The organism is Micromonospora sp. NPDC057141, from assembly GCF_042670805.1.
Taxonomy (GTDB): domain Bacteria; phylum Actinomycetota; class Actinomycetes; order Mycobacteriales; family Micromonosporaceae; genus Micromonospora.
In genome coordinates this window covers 111,412-130,149 of the sequence record NZ_JBHUVA010000008.1, presented here as the reverse complement: position 1 = coordinate 130,149, position 18,738 = coordinate 111,412, and the positions used below count along the sequence as shown (strand labels likewise).

The window sequence follows — 18,738 nt, the reverse complement described above, 5'->3', positions numbered from 1 at the left end:
CCTGTTGTCTCCTTCGACGCTTCGCTCAGGCCGGGCCGAACCAGCGGGTCAGTGCCGCCGGCAGGTCCGTCGTCTCCGTGTCCCGCACGGCGGTGAAGGCCACGTGCCCGTCGGGGCGGACGAGCACGACGCGGACGCCGCGCAACGAACTGCCGGGTTCTGCGCCGTGCGGGGTGGCGGTGACGACCCGCACCCGGTCCGACCACTTGGCGGCGACGCTGCGCAGCGCGGGGTCGTCGGCGAGGTCGAGCAGCACGCCTCGGGCCGGGTGCAGCAGCTCGGTGGTGCTGGTCTTGCCCGCCTCGCCGACCAGTTCGTGGTGCGGCATCCGGCGACCGAGCAGCGGGTGGTCGCCCGGCCCGACGTCGTACCGGATGTCCAGGCCGCTGACCATGCCGGCCAGGTGTCGACTGACGCTGTCGTACGTGATCAGCTCGGTGAGCACGTCCCGCATCGGCTGCATCTCGGCGCCGCTGAGGAAGAGCAGCCCTTGGGCCCGGGTGTTCATCAGCAGACGCGCGCCGACCGGGTGCCGTTCGGCGTGGTACGTGTCGAGCAGTTCCTCCGGGGCGGACCCACGGACCACCGCGGCCAGCTTCCAGCCGAGGTTGACCGAGTCCTGGACGCTGACGTTGAGGCCTTGTCCCCCGGCCGGCAGATGAATGTGGGCGGCGTCCCCGGCGATCAGGACCCGACCCCGCCGGTACTGCGTCACCTGCCGGGTGGCGTCGCCGAAGGCGCTGACCCACAGGCCGGTGCCGTGGTGGATGCTCTCGCCGGTCAGCCGTTGCCAGGCGTCGGCGACCTCGGCGAAGGTCGGCGGCGAGTCCCGCCGCTGGGGTGGCGTGCCCCGCTCGCAGACGATGATCCGGTCCACCCCGTCGCCCAGCGGGCCGGCCATCACCATGCCACCGGGGGACGACTCCCCGATCGGACGCGGGCGCAGGTCGCAGCCCTTGACGTCGGCGAGGAACATCTCCAGCGTCGCCGCCGTGCCGGGGAAGTCGAAGCCGGCCGCCTTGCGGACCGTGCTCCGTCCACCGTCACAGGCGACCAGGTACGCCGCCCGCAGCGTGGCCGTCCCGTCCGGGGTGACGAACTGCGCCCGTACCCCGTCGGGGAGTTCGGTGTGCCCGACGAACTCCCAGCCGCGGCGCAGGTCGACACCCAGCTCGATCGCCCACTCGGTCAGCACCGCCTCGGTCCGCGCCTGCGGCACCCCCTTGGCCCCGAAGTGTGCCCCGTCGAGCACGCCGAAGTCGACCGGCAGCCCGCCGAAGTGCCCCACCGGGCTGGTCTCGATCTCCCCGAACCGGGGCAGCAGGCCGCGCTGGTCGAACACCTCCATCGTTCGGGCGGTGAAGCCCAGGCCCCGGGACTCGCCGGTCGGCTGGGACAGCCGGTCGACCAGGACCACCGGAACGTCGCTGAGACGCAGTTCCGCGGCGAGCATCAGCCCCGCCGGACCGGCCCCCACCACAATGACCGCAGCATCCATCGATTTTCCTTTCGATCGACGGTTGAATGTCGGACGGGAATCACCCAGGCCCGGACGGGCACGGTCTTTCGTGAGCGCCTGGGAAACGAATACACATCGGCCGGTACGAAATTCTCCTGGCCTCACCCGGAATCGCCGGCCACCCTGTTTCGCGGGGTGAGGTGCCAATGCGGCGGATGTTGGGATACAGCTTCTTCGGTCCGCCGCCCAGCGTCAAGCAACGTTCAAACAATCAGGGCAGTTCGTCGACCGGCTGGTGTGCGAGGCGCGTCGGGGCCGCCGTACGCCGGTCGAACGTCCGGCTCACGTCGGTCTCGAGATAGAGGGTCCGGCCGGCCCGCCTACGCCGTTCCCACCCCTGCTCGCTGGCCAGCCGGTAAACGGTGCCGGAGGGCACCCGCCACAGCCGGGCGATGTCGGCGGCGGCCAACCACCGGACGCCGGGCACGGCGTCCCGGCCACCCGCGATCCGCCGGGCGGGTACGGCGGTCCCGTCACCCATCCGCCGGCTCAGTTCCAGCCACTGGTGGTCCGCCCACCGGTGGCCGGCATCCTTTCGGCACCGGATCTCGGTGCGGGTCGGGTCCCCGGGGCGCAGCAGGGCCGTCAGTTGCCCGTCGCAGCCGGGCTCCACGCAGACGCCGAGCACGACCTGGCGCACCTGCGACGGGTACGCCGCCCGCCGGGCCGAGCGGACCAGACGAGCCGTCTCGTCGCTGAACTCGCCGGCCGCCGGATGCGCGGCCAGCCAGCGCAGATGCCGCAGCAGGAAGTTGGCCAACCCGATGGCGGTACGGGCCGGCGCGACGACCCGCCGTTCGTCGACGACCAGCCCGGCCCAGCAGCCCAGCACACCGAGGATCGTCGACCGGGTCTCGGCCACTACCGGATTGAACGGCATGGCCGGATGGCTCCCGCCGCCTGAGGTCCGTTCCGGCTGCGGATTCTGGCCTCCCCCGCGCATGGCCTGCTCACACTCGTCGTACAGGGTGGGCAGGAGGTCGAGGTCGCGTGCTGCGGCCGTCAGGCAGGACGGGCACAGTCGGGAACCTGGTTCGGTCGCTGCCGCGGTGTCTGGCCGGGCCCGGCATCGGGCGCCTCGACAGACGGCGCCCAGCCGGTCCAAGCTGCCGATCGTGGTCATGGATGCACCCTTTCTAGGTCTTCGCCCCGCTGGTGGGGCTGGTCGGCTCGGCCGGGGTCCGGCTCGGCAGCTCGGGCGGGATCCGGATTGGTAGCTCGGGTTGTTCGGTGGCGCGCAGCCGGCGTTCGACGTGCTCGGCGAACTCCTGCCAGGCCTCGGCGCAGGCCGCCGCCGCGCCGTGGACCAGGAGCATGGAGTGCGGTGGGATGGTGTCGATCAGCTCGCCCCACTGCTCGCTGGTGATGTTGAGCGCCGCGAGGATGCGCAGCAGTAACCGGCCCTTCTCGGTGAAACGCAGGGAGGGGTCGTTGCAGAGACTGGCGGAGAGTGCCTTGCGGTCCCGCGGTTGGCCGACCCCGGGGGTGACCAGCTCGGAGAGCGTCACGTTCCCGGCCGCCCGCCTGGGTCCGCGCTGCCGGGGCGGCGGCACCGGGTCGTCGCCCCGGCTCATCCGTTGCCGGACGTCACGGACCGTGGTCGGGGAGATGCCGGCGGCCCGGGCGATCGTCCGCAGCGACGCGTCCGGCTGCTTCGCGATGAGGTCGCTCGCCCGCCTACGCCCTTCGGCGCTGTCCAGCGGGCGGACCCGGCCGTCGCGGCCGATGCGGGTGTGCAACCGCGTGCTTGCATCGGTTGCACGCCGACGGATGGCGCTCACGGTCTTCGCCGCGAGCCCGGTGGTGGCCGCGATGACCCGGTCCGACCAGTGCGGATGGGAGGCGATGATGCGGCAGGCGGCGGTGGTGCGGTCGGCCAGCGACAGCGGCAGCCCGTGGGCGTTGTTGAGCTCCACCGCCAGTACGAATGCCTCCCGCTCGTCTCCGTCGAAGAACTGCACGTCGATGTGTGTGTCCCCGCGGACGACCGCCGCTCGCAGTCGGTGCATGCCGTCGACCACCCGCATCGTCGCGCGGTGGACCAGGATCGGCGGGAAACGGGTCTCCGACTCCACCAACAGGTTCACGTAGTCCGGGTTCTCCCCCGCCACCCTGGGTGAGTCCGAGGCGGCCAGCAGTTCCGTCCGTACCCGCTCCGCCGGGCTGGCCGGCGGGCGGTCGAGCAGCCCAGGCGAGGCCCACTCGCCCCGCACGACCGCCCGATCCGGCCCAGCCTCGCCTTCCGCAGAAGTAGCAGAAATCTCCCTCACGATAGCCCCCGCTACAAATCATGTGGACGCCGAACAACAGATTCAGAAATAGCGGCGGGAAATCCGAGAATACGTGGACAACCCGCCACCCCCGTCGCCGTAAGGCCATTCAGGCGACAGGAGCACACCGTCACATTAATAGATTGGCATCAACGGGATCGACTATATGCGGGGCGGCATCAAGGTGTAAAGGCGGCGCCGGTCGCACACTCCGCCCTGACTCGAATGCGACTGCCCAAGGCCCCTGCAATTGGTAGACGACCTCGACATTGCCGCCGAGCAGCACGTTTGCGACACCGGCGACCGCCGGGAGCTCCCCGACGTTCGCATCCGATGGGAATCCCACGTGGCCCCGCACCCCATCCCGACGGCCGGCAGCGCGACGGTCCGACCGGGCAGCACCACACTCCACCGCCACAACCTGAGCAAACGCGCGCAGGACCATGATCACTCCAACGTCAACGGGATTCCCAGAATCAGCAGATGCTTCAGAGACAAATACCCAACAGCGACGAGTGACGATGGTCACATGGTTGGAGTTCGTTGCGGCGATGCGTCCCCACTGAATACAAGCAGCGGCGACATCGCCATGAACCACGGCCAGTCAAACGAACGGGAAACGGTGACAGCCCGGACTACCATTGCAGGCAACAACCGAACAAGCGCCGTCCACTGGGTTGCCGAAATGTTACGCCGGCAACCCGTCGGTCGCCTTCGGAGTATGACATCGTCTCCCTTTCGTCACCTCATGCAGCACCCCACGGCCCAGCACATAGGCGGGAGCACGTCTTGACGCACCGCGGCAACAATTCCACCCCGACCACCGAGGCCCGGCTGACGGCCCTGCTGGACCGGGCGGAGATCGCCGGACTGATCGACCGCTACGTGACGGCCCTGGACACCGCCGACGAGCACCGCACCGACGAGTGGTATCTCGATCTCTTCACCGAGGACGTCCGACTGAGCTTTCCCATCGGGGACTGGCAGGGAATCGTCGGCCTGTCGGAGTTCCACCGGCGGGCCCGGCTGAGGTGGGAGGTGACCCTGCACCTCAGCGGCGGTCACACGGTCGCAGTCGATGGCGACCGGGCGCTGGCGCGGGCCAACGTCGCCGGGACCCACATCGCGCGGGGTGCCGCGCCCCTGGCCGTCACCCCCGACCAGCGCCTCGATGTCGGCGGCCACTACCACGTGGAGGCGGTACGCGGCGATCAGGGCTGGCGCATCTCGGCTCTGCGCTTCACCCTCGTCTGGACCTCGGGCAGCGGCACACCGGTCGGTGAGTTCCCCGAACGTACGGTGCCACCCACCGCCGACCCGGGGCCCGGCGGACCCGCAGGCCACACCGCGTGAACGGCCGACTCACCACCGCGGGTGTGCGAACCTGGATGCCGTGGCCGATGTGAACACGTCTGCGGTCGGCCCGGCGGTCGACCGTCCGTTGCCGCCGGCCGAGTTCGCGGCGATCTACGCGCGGGTGCCCCGGTTGACCGTCGAGGTCGTCGTCACCACCCCGTCCGGAGTCGTGCTCACCCGCCGGTCGATCGATCCGTGCCGGGGCCAGTGGCACCTACCCGGCGGCACGGTTCGCTTCGGCGAACTCCTGCCGGACGCGGTCCGCCGGGTCGCCCGCAACGAACTCGGCGTCGAGGTGGCAGTGCTGCGCATGCTCGGATACCTCGAGTACCCGGGCATGCACCAGGACGGATACGCGGGCTGGCCGGTCGGCATCGCCTTCGAGGCCGCCGTCGTGGCAGGTGAGCTGGTCGCCGGCGACCAGGCCGACGAGGTGGGAACCTTCCGGTGTGTGCCAACCGGGACGATTCCGGATCAGGCGGCCTTCCTCGACCGCTGGCTGAGGACGACGTTCCACCCTGAGCCCGGACAGTGGCCCGGGCAGGACGGTTACGTGGTCGGGCGGTAGGACTCTGATCAGGGAGTAGTCCTCGGCGTCAGGACCGGGGCATCCGGGCCAGGCAGTGAACCACCAGGGCTCGGGGACGTCGCGGACCAGCTCGGCACCGTCCGGGCAGGTGATCATCGACTCAGGCTCGGTCGGTCCGCCCCAGGGTCGGGGGAGGTGCGTACCCAGCTCTGCCGCTGCCGGCGGTCCCGGCTGCCGCTGGTGGCGGCCAGGCAGCGCGGACAGATGTGGCCCACCACGTCGGCCGCGGTGAGCACGTCGGTCGAGGAGTAGTCGAAGCGGACGTGCGGGAAGCGGCGCGAGGTTGACGCCCCGGGACCCGGACCGTGGTCACGGTGCTTCAATTGTGGGCATGCCGCTCGACGAGTTGCGCGTTCTGCTGGCCCGGCACGCCCGGCCCGACCTGAGCACCGGCGTCGGTGACGTCCGCATCTTCCGCGCCGATCGGCCCAGCCCGCCGACGCCGACCACCTACGGCAAGGTGCTGGCCCTCGTCGCCCAGGGGACGAAGCGGTTCGCGCTGGGCGACCGTCTGTACGAGTATCATGCCGGCGAGTACCTCGTCGCCTCGGTCGACCTGCCGGTGACCGCGCACTTCGCCCGGGCCAGCCCGGAGGAGCCGGCGCTCGGCTTCGGCCTGACCCTCCAGTCGGCCGCCGTCGCCGAGGTGCTGCTCCAGGCAGACCCTGCGGACCTGCCGGCGCCCGCCCCAGACGCACCTGCCGGCCTGGTCGTCAGCAAGGCCCCCGTCGAGCTGCTCGACGCCGCCGTCCGCCTGCTGCGCCTGCTCGACCAGCCCCGCGACATTCCCATGATCGCGCCCCTGATCAAGCGGGAGATCATCTGGCGGCTGCTCACCGGCGAGCAGGGCCACGTCCTACGCCAGTTCGGCCTGCCCGACAGCAGCCTCAGCCACATCGCCCGTGCCGTCCAGTGGATCCGCGACAACTACGCGCAGCCCTTCCGCGTCGAGGAGGTGGCGCAGCAGGCGGGGATGAGCGTTTCCGCGTTCCACCGCAACTTCCAGGCCGTCACCTCGATGAGCCCGATCCAGTATCAGAAGCAGATCCGCCTGCAACGCGCCAGGCTGCTGCTCGCCGCCAGCCCCGGCGACATCGCCGGGATCAGCCGCCGCGTCGGCTACGAAAGCCCCGCCCAGTTCAGCCGCGAGTACCGCCGGCAGTTCGGTGGCCCGCCCCGCCAGGACGCGGCCCGCCTGCACGCACGAGCCGCCGCGCGGGTCGCGCCGCACGACGGTTGACCGTAACTCGCGTTCTCTTGCCCGATCCTGCCCACCTCCCCGACGGACGGCCGTGCGACGGGACGCCCGCTGTAGCCTGCCCGGACAGAGGGTCCGAGGTCGGCTGGCGGCCGACGGACAACGACGGCGCGTGAGGTACGGGTGGCCGGTAGCGAACTGTTCGGACGCCACGACGACCTGGCACAGCTCGCCGAGTTCCTCGACGGTGTGCGCCATGGCGGCGGCGCGCGGCTGATCTGCGGCGAGCCGGGGGTCGGCAAGTCCTCCCTGATGACCGCCGCGACGGAACTCGCTCTCACTAGCGGGATGCGCGTGCTGCGGGCGTCCGGGTCGGAGTTCGAGGCCGAAGTCAGCTACTCCGGTCTCCACCAGCTGCTGCTGCCCGTGCACGCGGCTCTCGACCGCCTCCCGCCCGGTCCACGCGAGGCGCTGTCGGTGGCTCTCGGCTTCGGCGCCGGCGCGCCCCCGGACGTCCTCCTGGTCTGCAACGCCGCCCTGCTGCTCGTCACGGAGCTCACGGCCGACGTGCCGGTCGTGCTGGTGGTCGACGACGTGCACTGGATCGATCGCGCGAGCGCCGTCGTCCTCGGGTTCATCGCCCGGCGGCTGGCGGGTCGCCGGGCCGGGCTGCTGGCGTCGACCAGGACGGGATCGGTGAGCTTCCTCGACCTGCGAGGGCTGTCCGAGCACGTCGTCGGGCCGCTCGACGACGAGGCCGCCGGGCGGCTGGTCGACGTACGTCACCCGCAGCTGCCGGCGCGGGTACGCCGACGCCTGCTCGACCTCGCACAGGGCAATCCCCTCGCGCTGATGGAGTTGCCCGCCGCGCTGCTGGGTTCCGTGCGACGCACGGGGACGCAACCCGAGGTTGTCCCCCTCAGCGACCGGCTACAGGCGATCTTCGCGGCCCGGTTGACCGGGCTACCCGAGGCGACCCGGCAGGTGCTGCTGCTCGCCGCCTTCGAGGGCACCGGCGACGTCCGGGTGCTCCGCGCCGCCCTGCCCGACCAACCCAGCCTGGCCGACCTGGCCCCCGCGGAGCGGGCGCAGCTGGTACGGGTGGACGACGCCACGGCCCGGATCGCGTTCCGGCATCCGCTGATCCGGTCGGCGATCGTGGCCATGTCCACCCACGAGGAGCGCCGCAACGCGCACGTCGCCCTCGCCGGCGCACTGGTCCACGACGAGGAACGCCGCGCGTGGCACCTCGCGGCGGCTGCCGTCGGCCCGGACGAGGCGGTGGCGGAGCTCCTCGAGGACGCGGCGCATCGGGTGATGCTCCGCGGGGACGGGTTCGCGGCGGTGGCGGCCCTGGTCCGAGCCGCCGAGCTGAGCACCACGAGCACCGGCCGGGGACGGCGGCTCGCCGAGGCCGCGTACATCGGCGCGGAGGCCAGCGGCACCATCGACGACGCGAAGATCCTGCTGACCGACGCGCGTCGGGCGGCTCCGGATTCCGCCGGGTCCCTGCACGCGGCCAACGCGACCGCCTTCCTCATGATCAACGGGGACGGCGACGTGAACACCGCGCACCGACTGTTGTCGGGGGCCATCGAGACCGGCGACCACGGCTACCGGGCCGACGACCCCGCGCTCGTCGAGGCCATGCACACCCTGCTGCTGCTGTGCTGGTACGGCAGCACCCCGGAGTACTGGGAACCGTTCTTCGCGGTGCTGCGACGGATCCAGCCCCGGCCACCGGACGTGCTCGCGCTGGCGAGCGACAGCTTCGCCGATCCGGTACGCACCGGGAAGGCGGCGCTGCGCCGGATCGACGCGGTGCTCCGGACGCTGACCGAGAACGCCGACCCCACCCGCATCATGCGGATCGGCACGGCCTCGGTGTATCTCGATCGTCTCGGCGACTCCCGGGAGGCGTCCTGGCAGCTGGTTCGGCACGGGCGCAACGGCGGCGCGCCCCGCCGACACCTCGGAGCCCTGATGCACCTGTGCCTCGACGACTATCTCGTGGGCCGGTGGGACGAGGCCGAGGAACTCGCCGTCGAGGGCCAGCGCATCTGCGACACCACCGGCTTCTCGTTCTTCGCGTGGTACTTCCGGTACAACCGGGCGATTCTCGCGGCCGGGCGGGGACGGTTCGACGAGGCGTACGCGCTCGCCGACGAGATCACCCGCTGGGCCCTGCCCCGGGGCGTGGCCGCCGCCGCGCTGTTCGCGCAGCATCCCCGGACGCTCGCCGCCATGGGGCAGGGTGACTACGACGCCGCCTTCGGGCACGCCGCCGCCATGAGCCCGCCCGGCGTGCTCGCCTCCCACGTGCCGCACTGCACCTGGGTCATGTTCGACCTGGTCGAGGCGGCCGTACGGACCGGGCGCACGGCCGAGGCCCGGGCCCACATCCGGGCGATGCGGGACGCGGACGTGGGGGCGTTGTCCTCCCGGATGGCCCTGCTCCAGGCCGGCGCCGAGGCCCTCGTCCTCGACGACGACGAGTCGGTGACCCGTCTGGAGGCCATGCTGGCCGACGCCGCGACGGGGCGGTGGCTGTTCGACGGGGCCCGGGTGCGGTTGGCCCTCGGGGAGAGACTGCGGCGGACCCGGTCGCCGGTGGAGGCCCGGCAGCACCTGCTCGCCGCCCGCGACGGATTCGCCGCCATGGCGGCCGAGCCCTGGCTCGCCCGGGTGGAGGGGGAACTGCGCGCCTGCGGCTACCGACCGGCCCCACGGCAGCGGGGTGACCTGACCGCGCTGACGGCGCAGGAACTCCAGATCGCGGAACTGGCGGCGAGCGGCATGACCAACAAGCAGATCGCCGAGCGCCTGTACCTGTCCCACCGGACCGTCGGCGCCCACCTGTACCGGATCTTCCCCAAGCTGGGCGTCACGTCCCGGGCCGCGCTCCGGGATGCTCTGTCGCCGCCTGCTGCTGAGCAGACTGCGCGCTGAGCTCGTCGGCCTGCGTCTCCTTCGCCTCCAGCAGCCGCTCCAGGAGCCGCCGGGTGGTGGGGTCGTCGTCGCCGATCCAGCGCACCGCCTCCTGCAACGACTGAACGAGAATCCGCGCCCCGACGAGGTTCTGCGTCACGATGCCGACGACGTCACCGTCGGGGAACGCCCGGAAGGCGACCCGGGACCGGGCGCTCAGGTGCTGCGGGTCGTAGTCGCCGACGCACCCGAGTTGCCGGATCCGGGTCGCGACCAGCCGCGCGTCACCACGGTCGCGGTCGGCCCCGGCGAACAGGAGCTCCGCGAGCGGCCTGGCCGACGGGGCGCGGACGACCAGGGCGTGCTGCTCGTACTGCAACGAGGACACGACCAGGCTCGCCAGCAGCACGTTGAGCAGGCGCGTGGTCGCCGTCAGATCGGCCCGGTTCGACGGCGTGACCGGCCCGTCGTCGAGGTCGAACAGGGCGCGGTCGCGGACCTCGCGCATCCGCAGCACGGTGGGCGGCGATGCGGGGTGTTCCCGTCCTGGTGGCGTCACACCGCCGATGGTGCGGCGCGGCTCCCGGCCTGCGCATCTGTCGAATGACCTAACCCACGGCGGAGGCATCGACGCCGAGCGGTCCTCGCCGCCCCGGACCGGATCATCGTGGCCGCTCGCGCCGGGCGTGGGGCCGGCCCGGTGCGGCAACCGGGCCGGCCCGGTGCGGCACGACCGGCTAGGTCATCCGCCGTCGGCGACCCGGATTTCGGAAGTCGGATGACAGATGGAGGCCGACCGGCCGGCACCGAAAGTGGAGCCCAGCAGGCAATACCGTCGCCGCCGAGGTCCGGCGGCAGCCGCCGAGGAGAGTGCCCGATGACCATCAGATACGGCTTCCACGCCACCATGACCGCCCGGCCCGGCAAGGGCGACGAACTGGCCGAGTTCCTGCTCGCGTCGCCGTCGCTGGCGAACGGGGACTGCGTCGTCTTCCTGATCGGCCGTTCCGCCGCCGATTCCGATGTCGTCCACGTCACCGAGGGCTGGACGACCGAGGAGGCGCACCACCGGTTCTTCGCCACCGACGAGGCGCAGGCCCTGGTGGCGCAACTCCAGCCGCTGATCGTCGGCGAGCCGGCATACCTCGACGAGGTGCCGGTCGGCGGCAAGGCCGCCATCTGACACCTCGAACGGCCACCCCACCCCTTCCGCACCCGACCACGACGACAGGAAACCCCCTCATGGCACTGACACGTCCCCCCTTCGACCCCGAACTGCGTGCGCTCCTTGCCGACATGCCGCTCGTACCCGAACTCAACCGCGAGGTGCTCCCGCAGATCCGGCAGTTCTCGTCGATGCCGGTGGAGCCGCTTCTCGAAGGCCGGTCGATCGACCGGTGCGAGCTCAGCATCGCCGGTCCGGACGGCACGGACATCCCGCTGTCCGTCTTCAGCCCCGCCGGCCCGGATCGCACCGCCCCGGCCCCCTGCATCTACTGGATGCACGGCGGCGGAATGGTGATGGGCGACCGCTTCTCCCAGCTCGACATCCCCCTGGAATGGCTCGACCTGTTCGGCGCCGTCGTCGTCTCCGTGGACTACCGGCTGGCACCTGAGGCCACCGGCACCAGCCTGGTCGACGACTGCTACCACGGCCTGCTGTGGGTGGCCGAGCACGCCGACGAGCTGGGCGTCGACCCGGACCGGATCGTCGTCGCCGGCGTCAGCGCCGGCGGCGGCCTCACCGCCGGGATCGCGCTGCTGGCCCGCGACCGCGGCGGCCCGCCGCTCGCCGCCCAGATGCTGATCTGCCCCATGCTCGACCACCACAACGACACCACCTCCAGCCGCCAGTACGCCGGCGAGCCCGGCGTGTGGACGCGCGAGATGAACGAGTTCGCCTGGCGGTCGGTGCTCGCCGACCTGGCCGACGACGCCGTACCCGGTCACGTTTCCCCCGCCACGGCCGACGACCTGTCCGGCCTGCCGGACACCTACGTCGACGCCGGCACCGCCGAGGTGTTCCGCGACGAGGCCGTCGCCTACGCCACGCGCATCTGGGCCGCCGGCGGCCAGGCCGAGTTGCACGTCTGGGCGGGCGGCTTCCACGGGTTCGACGCCCTGTACCCGCACGCGCAGATCTCGGCCCAGGCCCGCCGCGCCCGCACCGACTGGCTCGCCCGCATCCTGACCCCGGCCGCCGGGCCGGCCCGGCCGCAGCTCTCCGGGCAGCGGGCCGGGCGATGAACGACAACCACCGGACGGCGTTCCTGCGCGAGTTCCTCCGCGACCCGTTCACCGTCGCCGCGGTCGCCCCCAGCGGTGGGCCGCTGGCCGATCTCGTCACCGCGCCCGTACCCGGCGTCGGCGAGCCGCTGGTAGTCGAACTCGGCCCCGGCACCGGAGCGTTCACGGCTGCCATCCAGCGCCGGCTCGCCGGCCGGGGTCACCACCTCGCGGTCGAGGTCAACGAGAGGTTCGCCGGCCTGCTGGCCGCCCGGTACCCAAGGCTCGACGTCGCAGTGGCCGACGCACGCGACCTCGGCGACGTGTTGGCACAGCGGGGTTACGGCCGGGCGGACGTGATCGTGAGCGGGCTGCCGTGGGCGGCGTTCGCCGGGGGCCAGCAGGACGAGCTTCTGCACGCCGTCACCGACGCGTTGACCCCGGACGGCGCCTTCACCACGTTCGGCTATACGTTCGCCCGCTGGGCCCCGCCTGCCCAACGGCTGCGGCGGGCGCTGGGCCACCGGTTCGAGGAGGTCGTGACCGGCCGCACCGTGTGGGCCAACGTGCCGCCGGCGTTCGTGTACTCCTGCCGGCGCCCCCGGGTCACCGCGCGACCGCGCGCGCTGGTGTCCCTGTCCCGCTGAGAAAGGACCCGGAGAGGAGGGTTGGCCATGGGAAAGCCGCAGGGTCCCGGTCCAGCCGTACGCCCGGTCGGCCAGGACCATCGCGCGACGCCGTTCGAGCTGTTCTTCGACCTCGTGTACGTCTTCGCAGCGACCCAGATCACCGCCTACCTGGCCCACGAGCACAGCCCGTACGGTGTCCTGCAGGGTCTGCTGATCCTCGCCCTGCTGTGGGGAACGTGGTCCGGCTACACCTGGCTGGGCAACCACTCCCGGGCCGACGAGGGCCTGCTGCGGGCGGGAATGGCCGCCGCGATGGCGGCGATGTTCGTGGTCGCCCTGGCCATTCCCGAGGCATGGCGGGACGCCCCCGGCGGCCTGCCCGGCCCCGTCGTCCTGGTCTGCGCCTACTTCCTCGTCCGGTGGGTGCACCTCGCGGTCTACGCGGTGGCCGCGACCGGCGACGCCGGCCTGCGGCAGCAGATCGTGATCACCTGGCTCCCCCTGCTGGCGGGTGCGGCGCTGCTCCTCTGCGGGGCGCTGCTGGGCGGCTGGGCCCAGGTGCTGCTGTTCGCCGTCGCGTTGCTGGTGGACTGGGCCGGCATCTACCTCACCGCCAAGCGCGGCGCGTGGCGACTGCACAGCCCGGCGCACCTCACCGAACGGCATGGCCTGTTCATCATCCTGGCCCTCGGCGAGTCGACCGTCGCGATCGGGGTGGGTGCCGCCGGCCAGCCCATCGGTGTGCCGCTGGTGAGCGTCGCCGTCCTCGGCATCGGCACCGCCGTCTGCCTCTGGTGGCTGTACTTCGACGTGGTGGCGCCCGCGGCCCGGCGTCGCCTCGTCGAGGCGCACGGCGCCGCCCGGGTCAGCCTGGCCGTCGACGCGTACACCTACGGTCACTTCCCCCTGGTCGCCGGCATCGTGCTCACCGCGCTCGGCGTGGAGGGCGTGGTGGCCCACGTCGGCGAGGGCGGGCCGTTGGGAGCCTTCTACGCGCTGTCCCTCTTCGGCGGTGCGGCGCTCTACCTCGCCGGGCACCTGCTGTTCGAACGGCTCATGCACCGTGCGACGAGCCTGCCGCGCCTGGTGGCGGCCGGCGTGCTCGTCGCCGCCGGCCCGGCGGCCGCCACCCTCGCGCCGCTGGCCGGCCTGGCCGGCCTGGTCGCCGTCCTGATCGTCCTGATCGTCGTCGAGACCCGCCAGCACCGACGGAATTCACGTCCGACGACGCCACCGGTCGAGGCGACGGCGAGAGCGGCCGGAACCGGAACCGTGGAGGATTGAGCAAGGAATCGCGAGAATCGAGATGGATGCCGCACCCGAAAAATGATTACATAAATACTTCCTTCGGCATTGTCGAACAAATGTGATGCCCAATTCCATTGACGGGAAAGGACGGCGATGACCGATCAGACACACAGCAACATATCGCTGTTGGTAAACGACGTGACTCGCCGGCTGTCAGTGGACAACCGTCGGACGCTGCTCGACGTGTTGCGGGACGACCTGGGCGTCACCGGGCCGAAGAAGGGGTGCGACCACGGGCAGTGCGGCGCCTGCACGGTGCTGCGCGACGGCCGGCGGGTGGTCTCCTGTCTGGTCCTCGCGGTCGCCGCCGATGCTGCCGCGATCACCACCGTCGAGGGGCTGGCCGTCGAGGGCAAGCTGCAGCCGCTCCAGGAGGCGTTCGTGCGCCTGGACGGTTTCCAGTGCGGTTTCTGCACTCCGGGGCAGCTCTGCTCGGCGGTCGGGATGCTCGCCGAGCACGCGGCCGGCTGGCCCAGCGCCGTCACCGTCGACGACTCACCGGACGGCGCGCCGGAACTGGACGAGGCCGAGGTACGCGAGCGGATGAGCGGCAACCTGTGTCGCTGCGGGGCGTACCCGTCGATCGTGCGCGCGGTGATCGAGACCGCCGCCCGGCAGGGGGTGGCGGGGTGAAGGAGTTCGCCTATCAGCACGTCACACAGGCCCACGAGGCGCTCACGGCGGTCGCCGGGAATGCCGGTGCCCGGTATCTGGGCGGAGGCACCAACCTTGTCGACCTGATGAAGTGCGGGGTCGAGGAGCCGACCCGGCTGGTGGACGTACGGCGGCTTCCCCTCGACGGCGTCCACGACGCACCGGACGGCGGGCTGGTCATCGGTGCGACCACCACGAACAGCGACGCAGCCGCGCACCCCGAGGTGCGCCGCCGGTTCCCGGCGCTGGCCCAGGCCGTGCTGGCGGGCGCATCCGGCCAACTGCGGAACATGGCCACGGTGGGCGGCAACCTGTTGCAGCGGACCCGCTGCGGCTACTTCACCGACCTCTCCTCGCCCTGCAACAAGCGGATTCCCGGCAGTGGATGTGCCGCCATCGAGGGAGTCCACCACAACCACGCGGTCCTCGGCCACTCCGCGCACTGTGTGGCCACCCACCCCTCGGACCTGGCGGTGGCGCTCGCCGCGTTCGACGCGGTCGTGCGCTACGAGACGCTCGACGGCACCGGTGAGATCCCGTTGGCGCAGTTCTACCTGCCGGTCGGTGACCGTCCGGACCGGGAGACCGCGCTGCCGCCCGGCGCGCTGATCACCGCCGTCGCCCTGCCCGGGTCCGCGCGGAGCCCCCGGTCGCGCTACCGCAAGGTCCGCGAGCGCGCGTCGTACGCCTTCGCGACGGTTTCCGTCGCCGCCGCGCTCGACGTCCGCGACGGCGTGGTACGCGACGTGCGCATCGCCCTCGGCGGCGTGGCGTCGCATCCCTGGCGGGCCCGCTCCGCCGAGGCCGTGCTCCGCGACGCCCGGCCCACCGCCGATCTGTTCCGCGCCGCCGCCGAGGCGGAACTGAGCGCCGCGAAGCCCCTGCGCGACAACGGATACAAGGTGGCCCTGGCGCGGAACCTCGTCGAGGCCGTGCTCGGTGGGCTCGCCGGAACGGAGCCGACCCGATGAGCGCAGACCTCAATCCCGGCGCCGTCGGTGCCCCGCGCCCCCGGATCGAGGGCCCGCTCAAGGTCACCGGCGCCGCCCGCTACGCCGCGGACGTGCCGATGCCGGACCTGGCCCACGGCTGGTTGGTGACCGCCACCATTTCCCGGGGCCGGATCCGCGACATCGACGCCTCGACCGCGCTCGGCATGCCGGGCGTGCTGGGGGTGCTCGACCACCGCAACGCGCCCCGGCTCAACCCCCGGGCCGGCAACTACTTCGGGCCGGACGGCAGCATGCAACTGCTCCAGGACGACGTGATCCCGTACGCGGGCCGGCCGGTCGCGCTGGCGGTGGCGGAAACGCCCGAGCAGGCCAGGGCGGCAGCGGCGGCGCTGCGGGTGGTCTACGAGGTCGAGCCGCACGACCTGGACTTCAGCCTGGAGCACCCGGCCGCGCGGCCGGGATCGACCGCCTTCGGCCCGGAGGCGGACACGGGTGACGTGGACGCGGAACTGTCGGCGTCCGCGGTCGTGGTCGACGAGCGGTACCGCACTCCCGAGGAGAGCCACAGCGCCCTGGAGCCGCATGCCGCGACCGTGTGGTGGGACGGGGGCCAGGTGTACGCCGTGGACTCCAACCAGGGCGCGTTCAGTGTGTCCGAGGTTCTGGCCACGTTGTGGTCCATCGACCGGAAGCGGGTGCACATCCGCGCCGAGCATGTCGGCGGCGGCTTCGGCGGCAAGGGCGCCTGCGGCCCGCAGGTGATCCTCGGGTCGATGGCCAGCGAGCGGTTCGGACGCCCGGTGCGGGTCGTCATGACCCGGGCGCAGGTCTTCGAGGCAACCGCGTCGCGGCCCCCGACAGACCAGCTGGTACGCATCGGTGCCGACGCCGACGGCCGCCTGCGCGCCATCCACCACCGACCGGCGTACGCCCTCTCGCCGCTCGCGGAGTACATCGAGTGGTGCACCGAGCAGGCCAAGATCCTGTACGCGGCGCCGGCGATCCGCACGCAGCTCACCGCCGTACCCCTCGACATCCTGCCGCCGGCCTCGATGCGTGGGCCGGGCGCGACGCCCGGCTCGTTCGCCCTGGAGTCGGCGATCGACGAGGTGGCGGAGCGGCTGGACATCGACCCGCTGGAGTTGCGCCTGCGCAACCAGCCCACGGTCGGGCCCGTGTCGGGGCTGCCCTTCAGCAGCCGCCGCCTGGTCTCCTGCCTGCGGGAGGGGGCGCGTCGGTTCGGCTGGGCGGCGCGCGACCGGCGTCCGCGTACCCGGCGCGAGGGCCCGCTGCTGATCGGCAGCGGCATGGCCACCACCTCGTTCGGCGCCGGGGTGTTCCCGTCGACGGCCTCGATCACCGCCGAGGCGGACGGGACATTCACAGTGTCGATCGGCGCGAGCGACATCGGTACGGGTGCCCGTACCGCGCTGACGGCGGTCGCCGCCGACGCGCTCGGGGTCGGCGCGGAGCGGATCCGGATCCGGATCGGCGACAGCGACCTCGGCATGGCGTGGGGCGCGGGCGGCTCCCGTGGCACGACGTCCTGGTCCTTCGCCATCACCGAGGCCGCCAGGAAACTGCGGGAGAACCTGGGCGACCCGGCCCGGCCGGTGACCGCGACGGTGGACACCACCACAATGATCGACTACCAGCCCGGCCGGGAACGGCAGACCTACAGCGCCGTCTTCGCGGAGGTGGCCGTCGACCCGGCAACCGGGGAGGTACGGGTGCGCCGCCTGCTCGGCATGTTCGCCGTGGGCCGGGTGATCAACCCGCTGCTGGCCCACAGCCAGGTGATCGGCGGAATGATCATGGGGCTCTCCATGGCCCTGCACGAGGAGAACGTGCGCGACCCCCGCACCGGCAGGCAGACCAACGGCGACTTCGCCGGCTACCACTTCGCCACCCACGCCGACGTGCCCGACGTCGAGGCCGGCTTCGTGCCCGACTACGAGCCGCAGGACCCGTCGGGGTTCAATGGCCTCGGCGAGATCGGCACGGCCGGCACCGCGGCGGCGATCGCCAACGCCGTATGGCACGCCACGGGCACCCGCCAGCGGATCCTCCCGATCCGCCTCGACCGGGTGCTGGAGCCCGCCGACCCCGGCGAACGCGATGCTGCGTGAGGTCTGGTCGTTCGTCGACGCCCATCGCCGGGCCGGACGCCCCGTCGCCCTCGCCCGGCTGGTGGTGCGGGACGGCCCGGGATCACGGCCGCTCGGATCGACAATGGCCGTCGCGGCGGACGGCACGTGGCGCGGCTCGGTGTCCGGGGGCTGCGTGGAGGCCGTCGTCGTGGAAGCTGCCCGCGCCGTTCTCGCCGGAGCGGCGGCGCACGTGCTGCCGGTGACACCGGGCGAGTTCCTGCTGCCGTGGGAGGACGCGCCCGCCTGCTCCGCCACCATGGAGGTGCTGGTCCTGCCGGCACCACCGCCACCGGTGCACGAAGCGATCACCATGGCGTTGCGGCGGGACAGACCCGTCGCGGTGGGTGTCGGGCTGCAGCCGCCGTACCGGTGGTCGGTGGCCCCGACCACGGACCAGCTCCCCGGCGGCCAGCCGGCGTACGTCGAGGAACTGCCGCGCCGACGGCGGCTGGTGCTCGCCGGAGCGACCGACCTGGCCGCGGTGGTGGCCACGCTGGCGGAGTCACTGGACCTGGCGGTGTCCGTCATAGACCCACGCCCCGACCACGTCGGATCCGGGGCACTGCCGGCCAGCGCCCGGGTGGTGCGCGCCTGGCCGGACGAATGGCTGACCCGCCACCCGCTCGGACCCGGCGACGCCGCGGTCACGTTGAGCCACGACCCCCGCATCGACGACCGGGCGATCCGCGCAGCGCTGGCCGGCGGCGCGGGACACGTCGCGGCGCTCGGCAGCCGGGCCACCCACGCCCAGCGCCTGCGACGCCTCGCCGGCACACCCGGCCTGGACCGGCTGGCCGGTCCCGCCGGACTGGACCTGGGCGGCGCGTCGCTCGCCGAAGCGGCCCTGTCAATCCTCGCCGAGGTCGTCGCGGCGGGAAACGGCCGGGCCGGAGGCCGGCTGCGCGACTCGCGGCTTCCCATCGGCGTCCACACGGCGACGACGACCCATGGTTGACGT

Annotated in this window: 16 protein-coding genes; 12 read left to right on the top strand and 4 right to left on the bottom strand. The window is 72.4% G+C overall.

What is annotated here, in order from left to right; translation table 11 throughout:
• Nucleotides 1-25: 25 nt before the first annotated feature.
• The 3 genes from ACFT41_RS08320 to ACFT41_RS08310 form a co-directional block, all read right to left on the bottom strand.
• Nucleotides 26-1,498 (bottom strand): FAD-dependent monooxygenase, encoded by a 1,473-nt coding sequence (locus ACFT41_RS08320; protein ID WP_377582857.1) that lies wholly within the window; start codon nucleotides 1,496-1,498, stop codon nucleotides 26-28.
• 232 nt (nucleotides 1,499-1,730) lie between these two features.
• Nucleotides 1,731-2,381: a hypothetical protein gene (locus ACFT41_RS08315; RefSeq protein ID WP_377582859.1), complete on the bottom strand. Its 651-nt coding sequence runs from the start codon at nucleotides 2,379-2,381 to the stop codon at nucleotides 1,731-1,733.
• A gap of 274 nt (nucleotides 2,382-2,655) precedes the next feature.
• Complete coding sequence (locus ACFT41_RS08310) at nucleotides 2,656-3,732, bottom strand: transcriptional regulator protein (protein WP_377582861.1); 1,077 nt, start codon at nucleotides 3,730-3,732, stop codon at nucleotides 2,656-2,658.
• Between the two features lie 846 nt (nucleotides 3,733-4,578).
• Between ACFT41_RS08310 and ACFT41_RS08305 the strand changes: the two genes are divergently transcribed.
• The 4 genes from ACFT41_RS08305 (at nucleotide 4,579) to ACFT41_RS08290 (ending at nucleotide 9,881) form a co-directional block, all read left to right on the top strand.
• The gene (locus ACFT41_RS08305; protein ID WP_377582863.1) at nucleotides 4,579-5,142 is read left to right on the top strand and encodes a nuclear transport factor 2 family protein; all 564 of its coding nucleotides are present in this window, start codon (nucleotides 4,579-4,581) and stop codon (nucleotides 5,140-5,142) included.
• Between the two features lie 40 nt (nucleotides 5,143-5,182).
• Complete coding sequence (locus ACFT41_RS08300; protein WP_377582865.1) at nucleotides 5,183-5,713, top strand: NUDIX hydrolase; 531 nt, start codon at nucleotides 5,183-5,185, stop codon at nucleotides 5,711-5,713.
• Between the two features lie 352 nt (nucleotides 5,714-6,065).
• On the top strand, nucleotides 6,066-6,974 hold the full coding sequence (locus tag ACFT41_RS08295; protein WP_377582869.1) for an AraC family transcriptional regulator N-terminal domain-containing protein: 909 nt from the start codon (nucleotides 6,066-6,068) through the stop codon (nucleotides 6,972-6,974).
• 141 nt (nucleotides 6,975-7,115) lie between these two features.
• Nucleotides 7,116-9,881: an AAA family ATPase gene (locus ACFT41_RS08290; protein WP_377582871.1), complete on the top strand. Its 2,766-nt coding sequence runs from the start codon at nucleotides 7,116-7,118 to the stop codon at nucleotides 9,879-9,881.
• Here the strand turns inward: ACFT41_RS08290 and ACFT41_RS08285 are convergent.
• Complete coding sequence (locus ACFT41_RS08285) at nucleotides 9,817-10,419, bottom strand: ferritin-like domain-containing protein (RefSeq protein ID WP_377582873.1); 603 nt, start codon at nucleotides 10,417-10,419, stop codon at nucleotides 9,817-9,819. The two genes, ACFT41_RS08290 and ACFT41_RS08285, sit on opposite strands and share 65 nt — an antisense overlap.
• A 318-nt stretch (nucleotides 10,420-10,737) precedes the next feature.
• On the opposite strand from ACFT41_RS08285, the gene ACFT41_RS08280 reads away from it, so the two are divergent.
• From ACFT41_RS08280 to ACFT41_RS08245, 8 genes are all read left to right on the top strand, one after another.
• The gene (locus tag ACFT41_RS08280; protein ID WP_377582876.1) at nucleotides 10,738-11,043 is read left to right on the top strand and encodes a putative quinol monooxygenase; all 306 of its coding nucleotides are present in this window, start codon (nucleotides 10,738-10,740) and stop codon (nucleotides 11,041-11,043) included.
• A gap of 113 nt (nucleotides 11,044-11,156) precedes the next feature.
• The gene (locus ACFT41_RS08275; protein ID WP_377613765.1) at nucleotides 11,157-12,107 is read left to right on the top strand and encodes an alpha/beta hydrolase; all 951 of its coding nucleotides are present in this window, start codon (nucleotides 11,157-11,159) and stop codon (nucleotides 12,105-12,107) included.
• Nucleotides 12,104-12,733: a class I SAM-dependent methyltransferase gene (locus tag ACFT41_RS08270; protein ID WP_377613764.1), complete on the top strand. Its 630-nt coding sequence runs from the start codon at nucleotides 12,104-12,106 to the stop codon at nucleotides 12,731-12,733. The genes ACFT41_RS08275 and ACFT41_RS08270 overlap by 4 nt, the downstream gene beginning before the upstream one ends.
• Before the next feature lie 27 nt (nucleotides 12,734-12,760).
• Nucleotides 12,761-13,999, top strand: a complete 1,239-nt coding sequence (locus ACFT41_RS08265) for a low temperature requirement protein A (RefSeq protein ID WP_377582882.1) — start codon at nucleotides 12,761-12,763, stop codon at nucleotides 13,997-13,999.
• Nucleotides 14,000-14,116: 117 nt separating this feature from the next.
• Nucleotides 14,117-14,656 carry a 2Fe-2S iron-sulfur cluster-binding protein gene (locus ACFT41_RS08260; protein WP_377582884.1) on the top strand — a complete coding sequence of 180 codons (540 nt, stop codon included), beginning with the start codon at nucleotides 14,117-14,119 and terminating at the stop codon, nucleotides 14,654-14,656.
• Nucleotides 14,653-15,648, top strand: a complete 996-nt coding sequence (locus ACFT41_RS08255) for an FAD binding domain-containing protein (RefSeq protein WP_377582886.1) — start codon at nucleotides 14,653-14,655, stop codon at nucleotides 15,646-15,648. Before ACFT41_RS08260 ends, ACFT41_RS08255 begins: the two co-directional genes overlap by 4 nt.
• Nucleotides 15,645-17,759, top strand: a complete 2,115-nt coding sequence (locus tag ACFT41_RS08250; protein WP_377582888.1) for a xanthine dehydrogenase family protein molybdopterin-binding subunit — start codon at nucleotides 15,645-15,647, stop codon at nucleotides 17,757-17,759. The genes ACFT41_RS08255 and ACFT41_RS08250 overlap by 4 nt, the downstream gene beginning before the upstream one ends.
• Nucleotides 17,749-18,735 carry an XdhC family protein gene (locus ACFT41_RS08245; RefSeq protein ID WP_377582890.1) on the top strand — a complete coding sequence of 329 codons (987 nt, stop codon included), beginning with the start codon at nucleotides 17,749-17,751 and terminating at the stop codon, nucleotides 18,733-18,735. Before ACFT41_RS08250 ends, ACFT41_RS08245 begins: the two co-directional genes overlap by 11 nt.
• Nucleotides 18,736-18,738 lie beyond the last annotated feature (3 nt).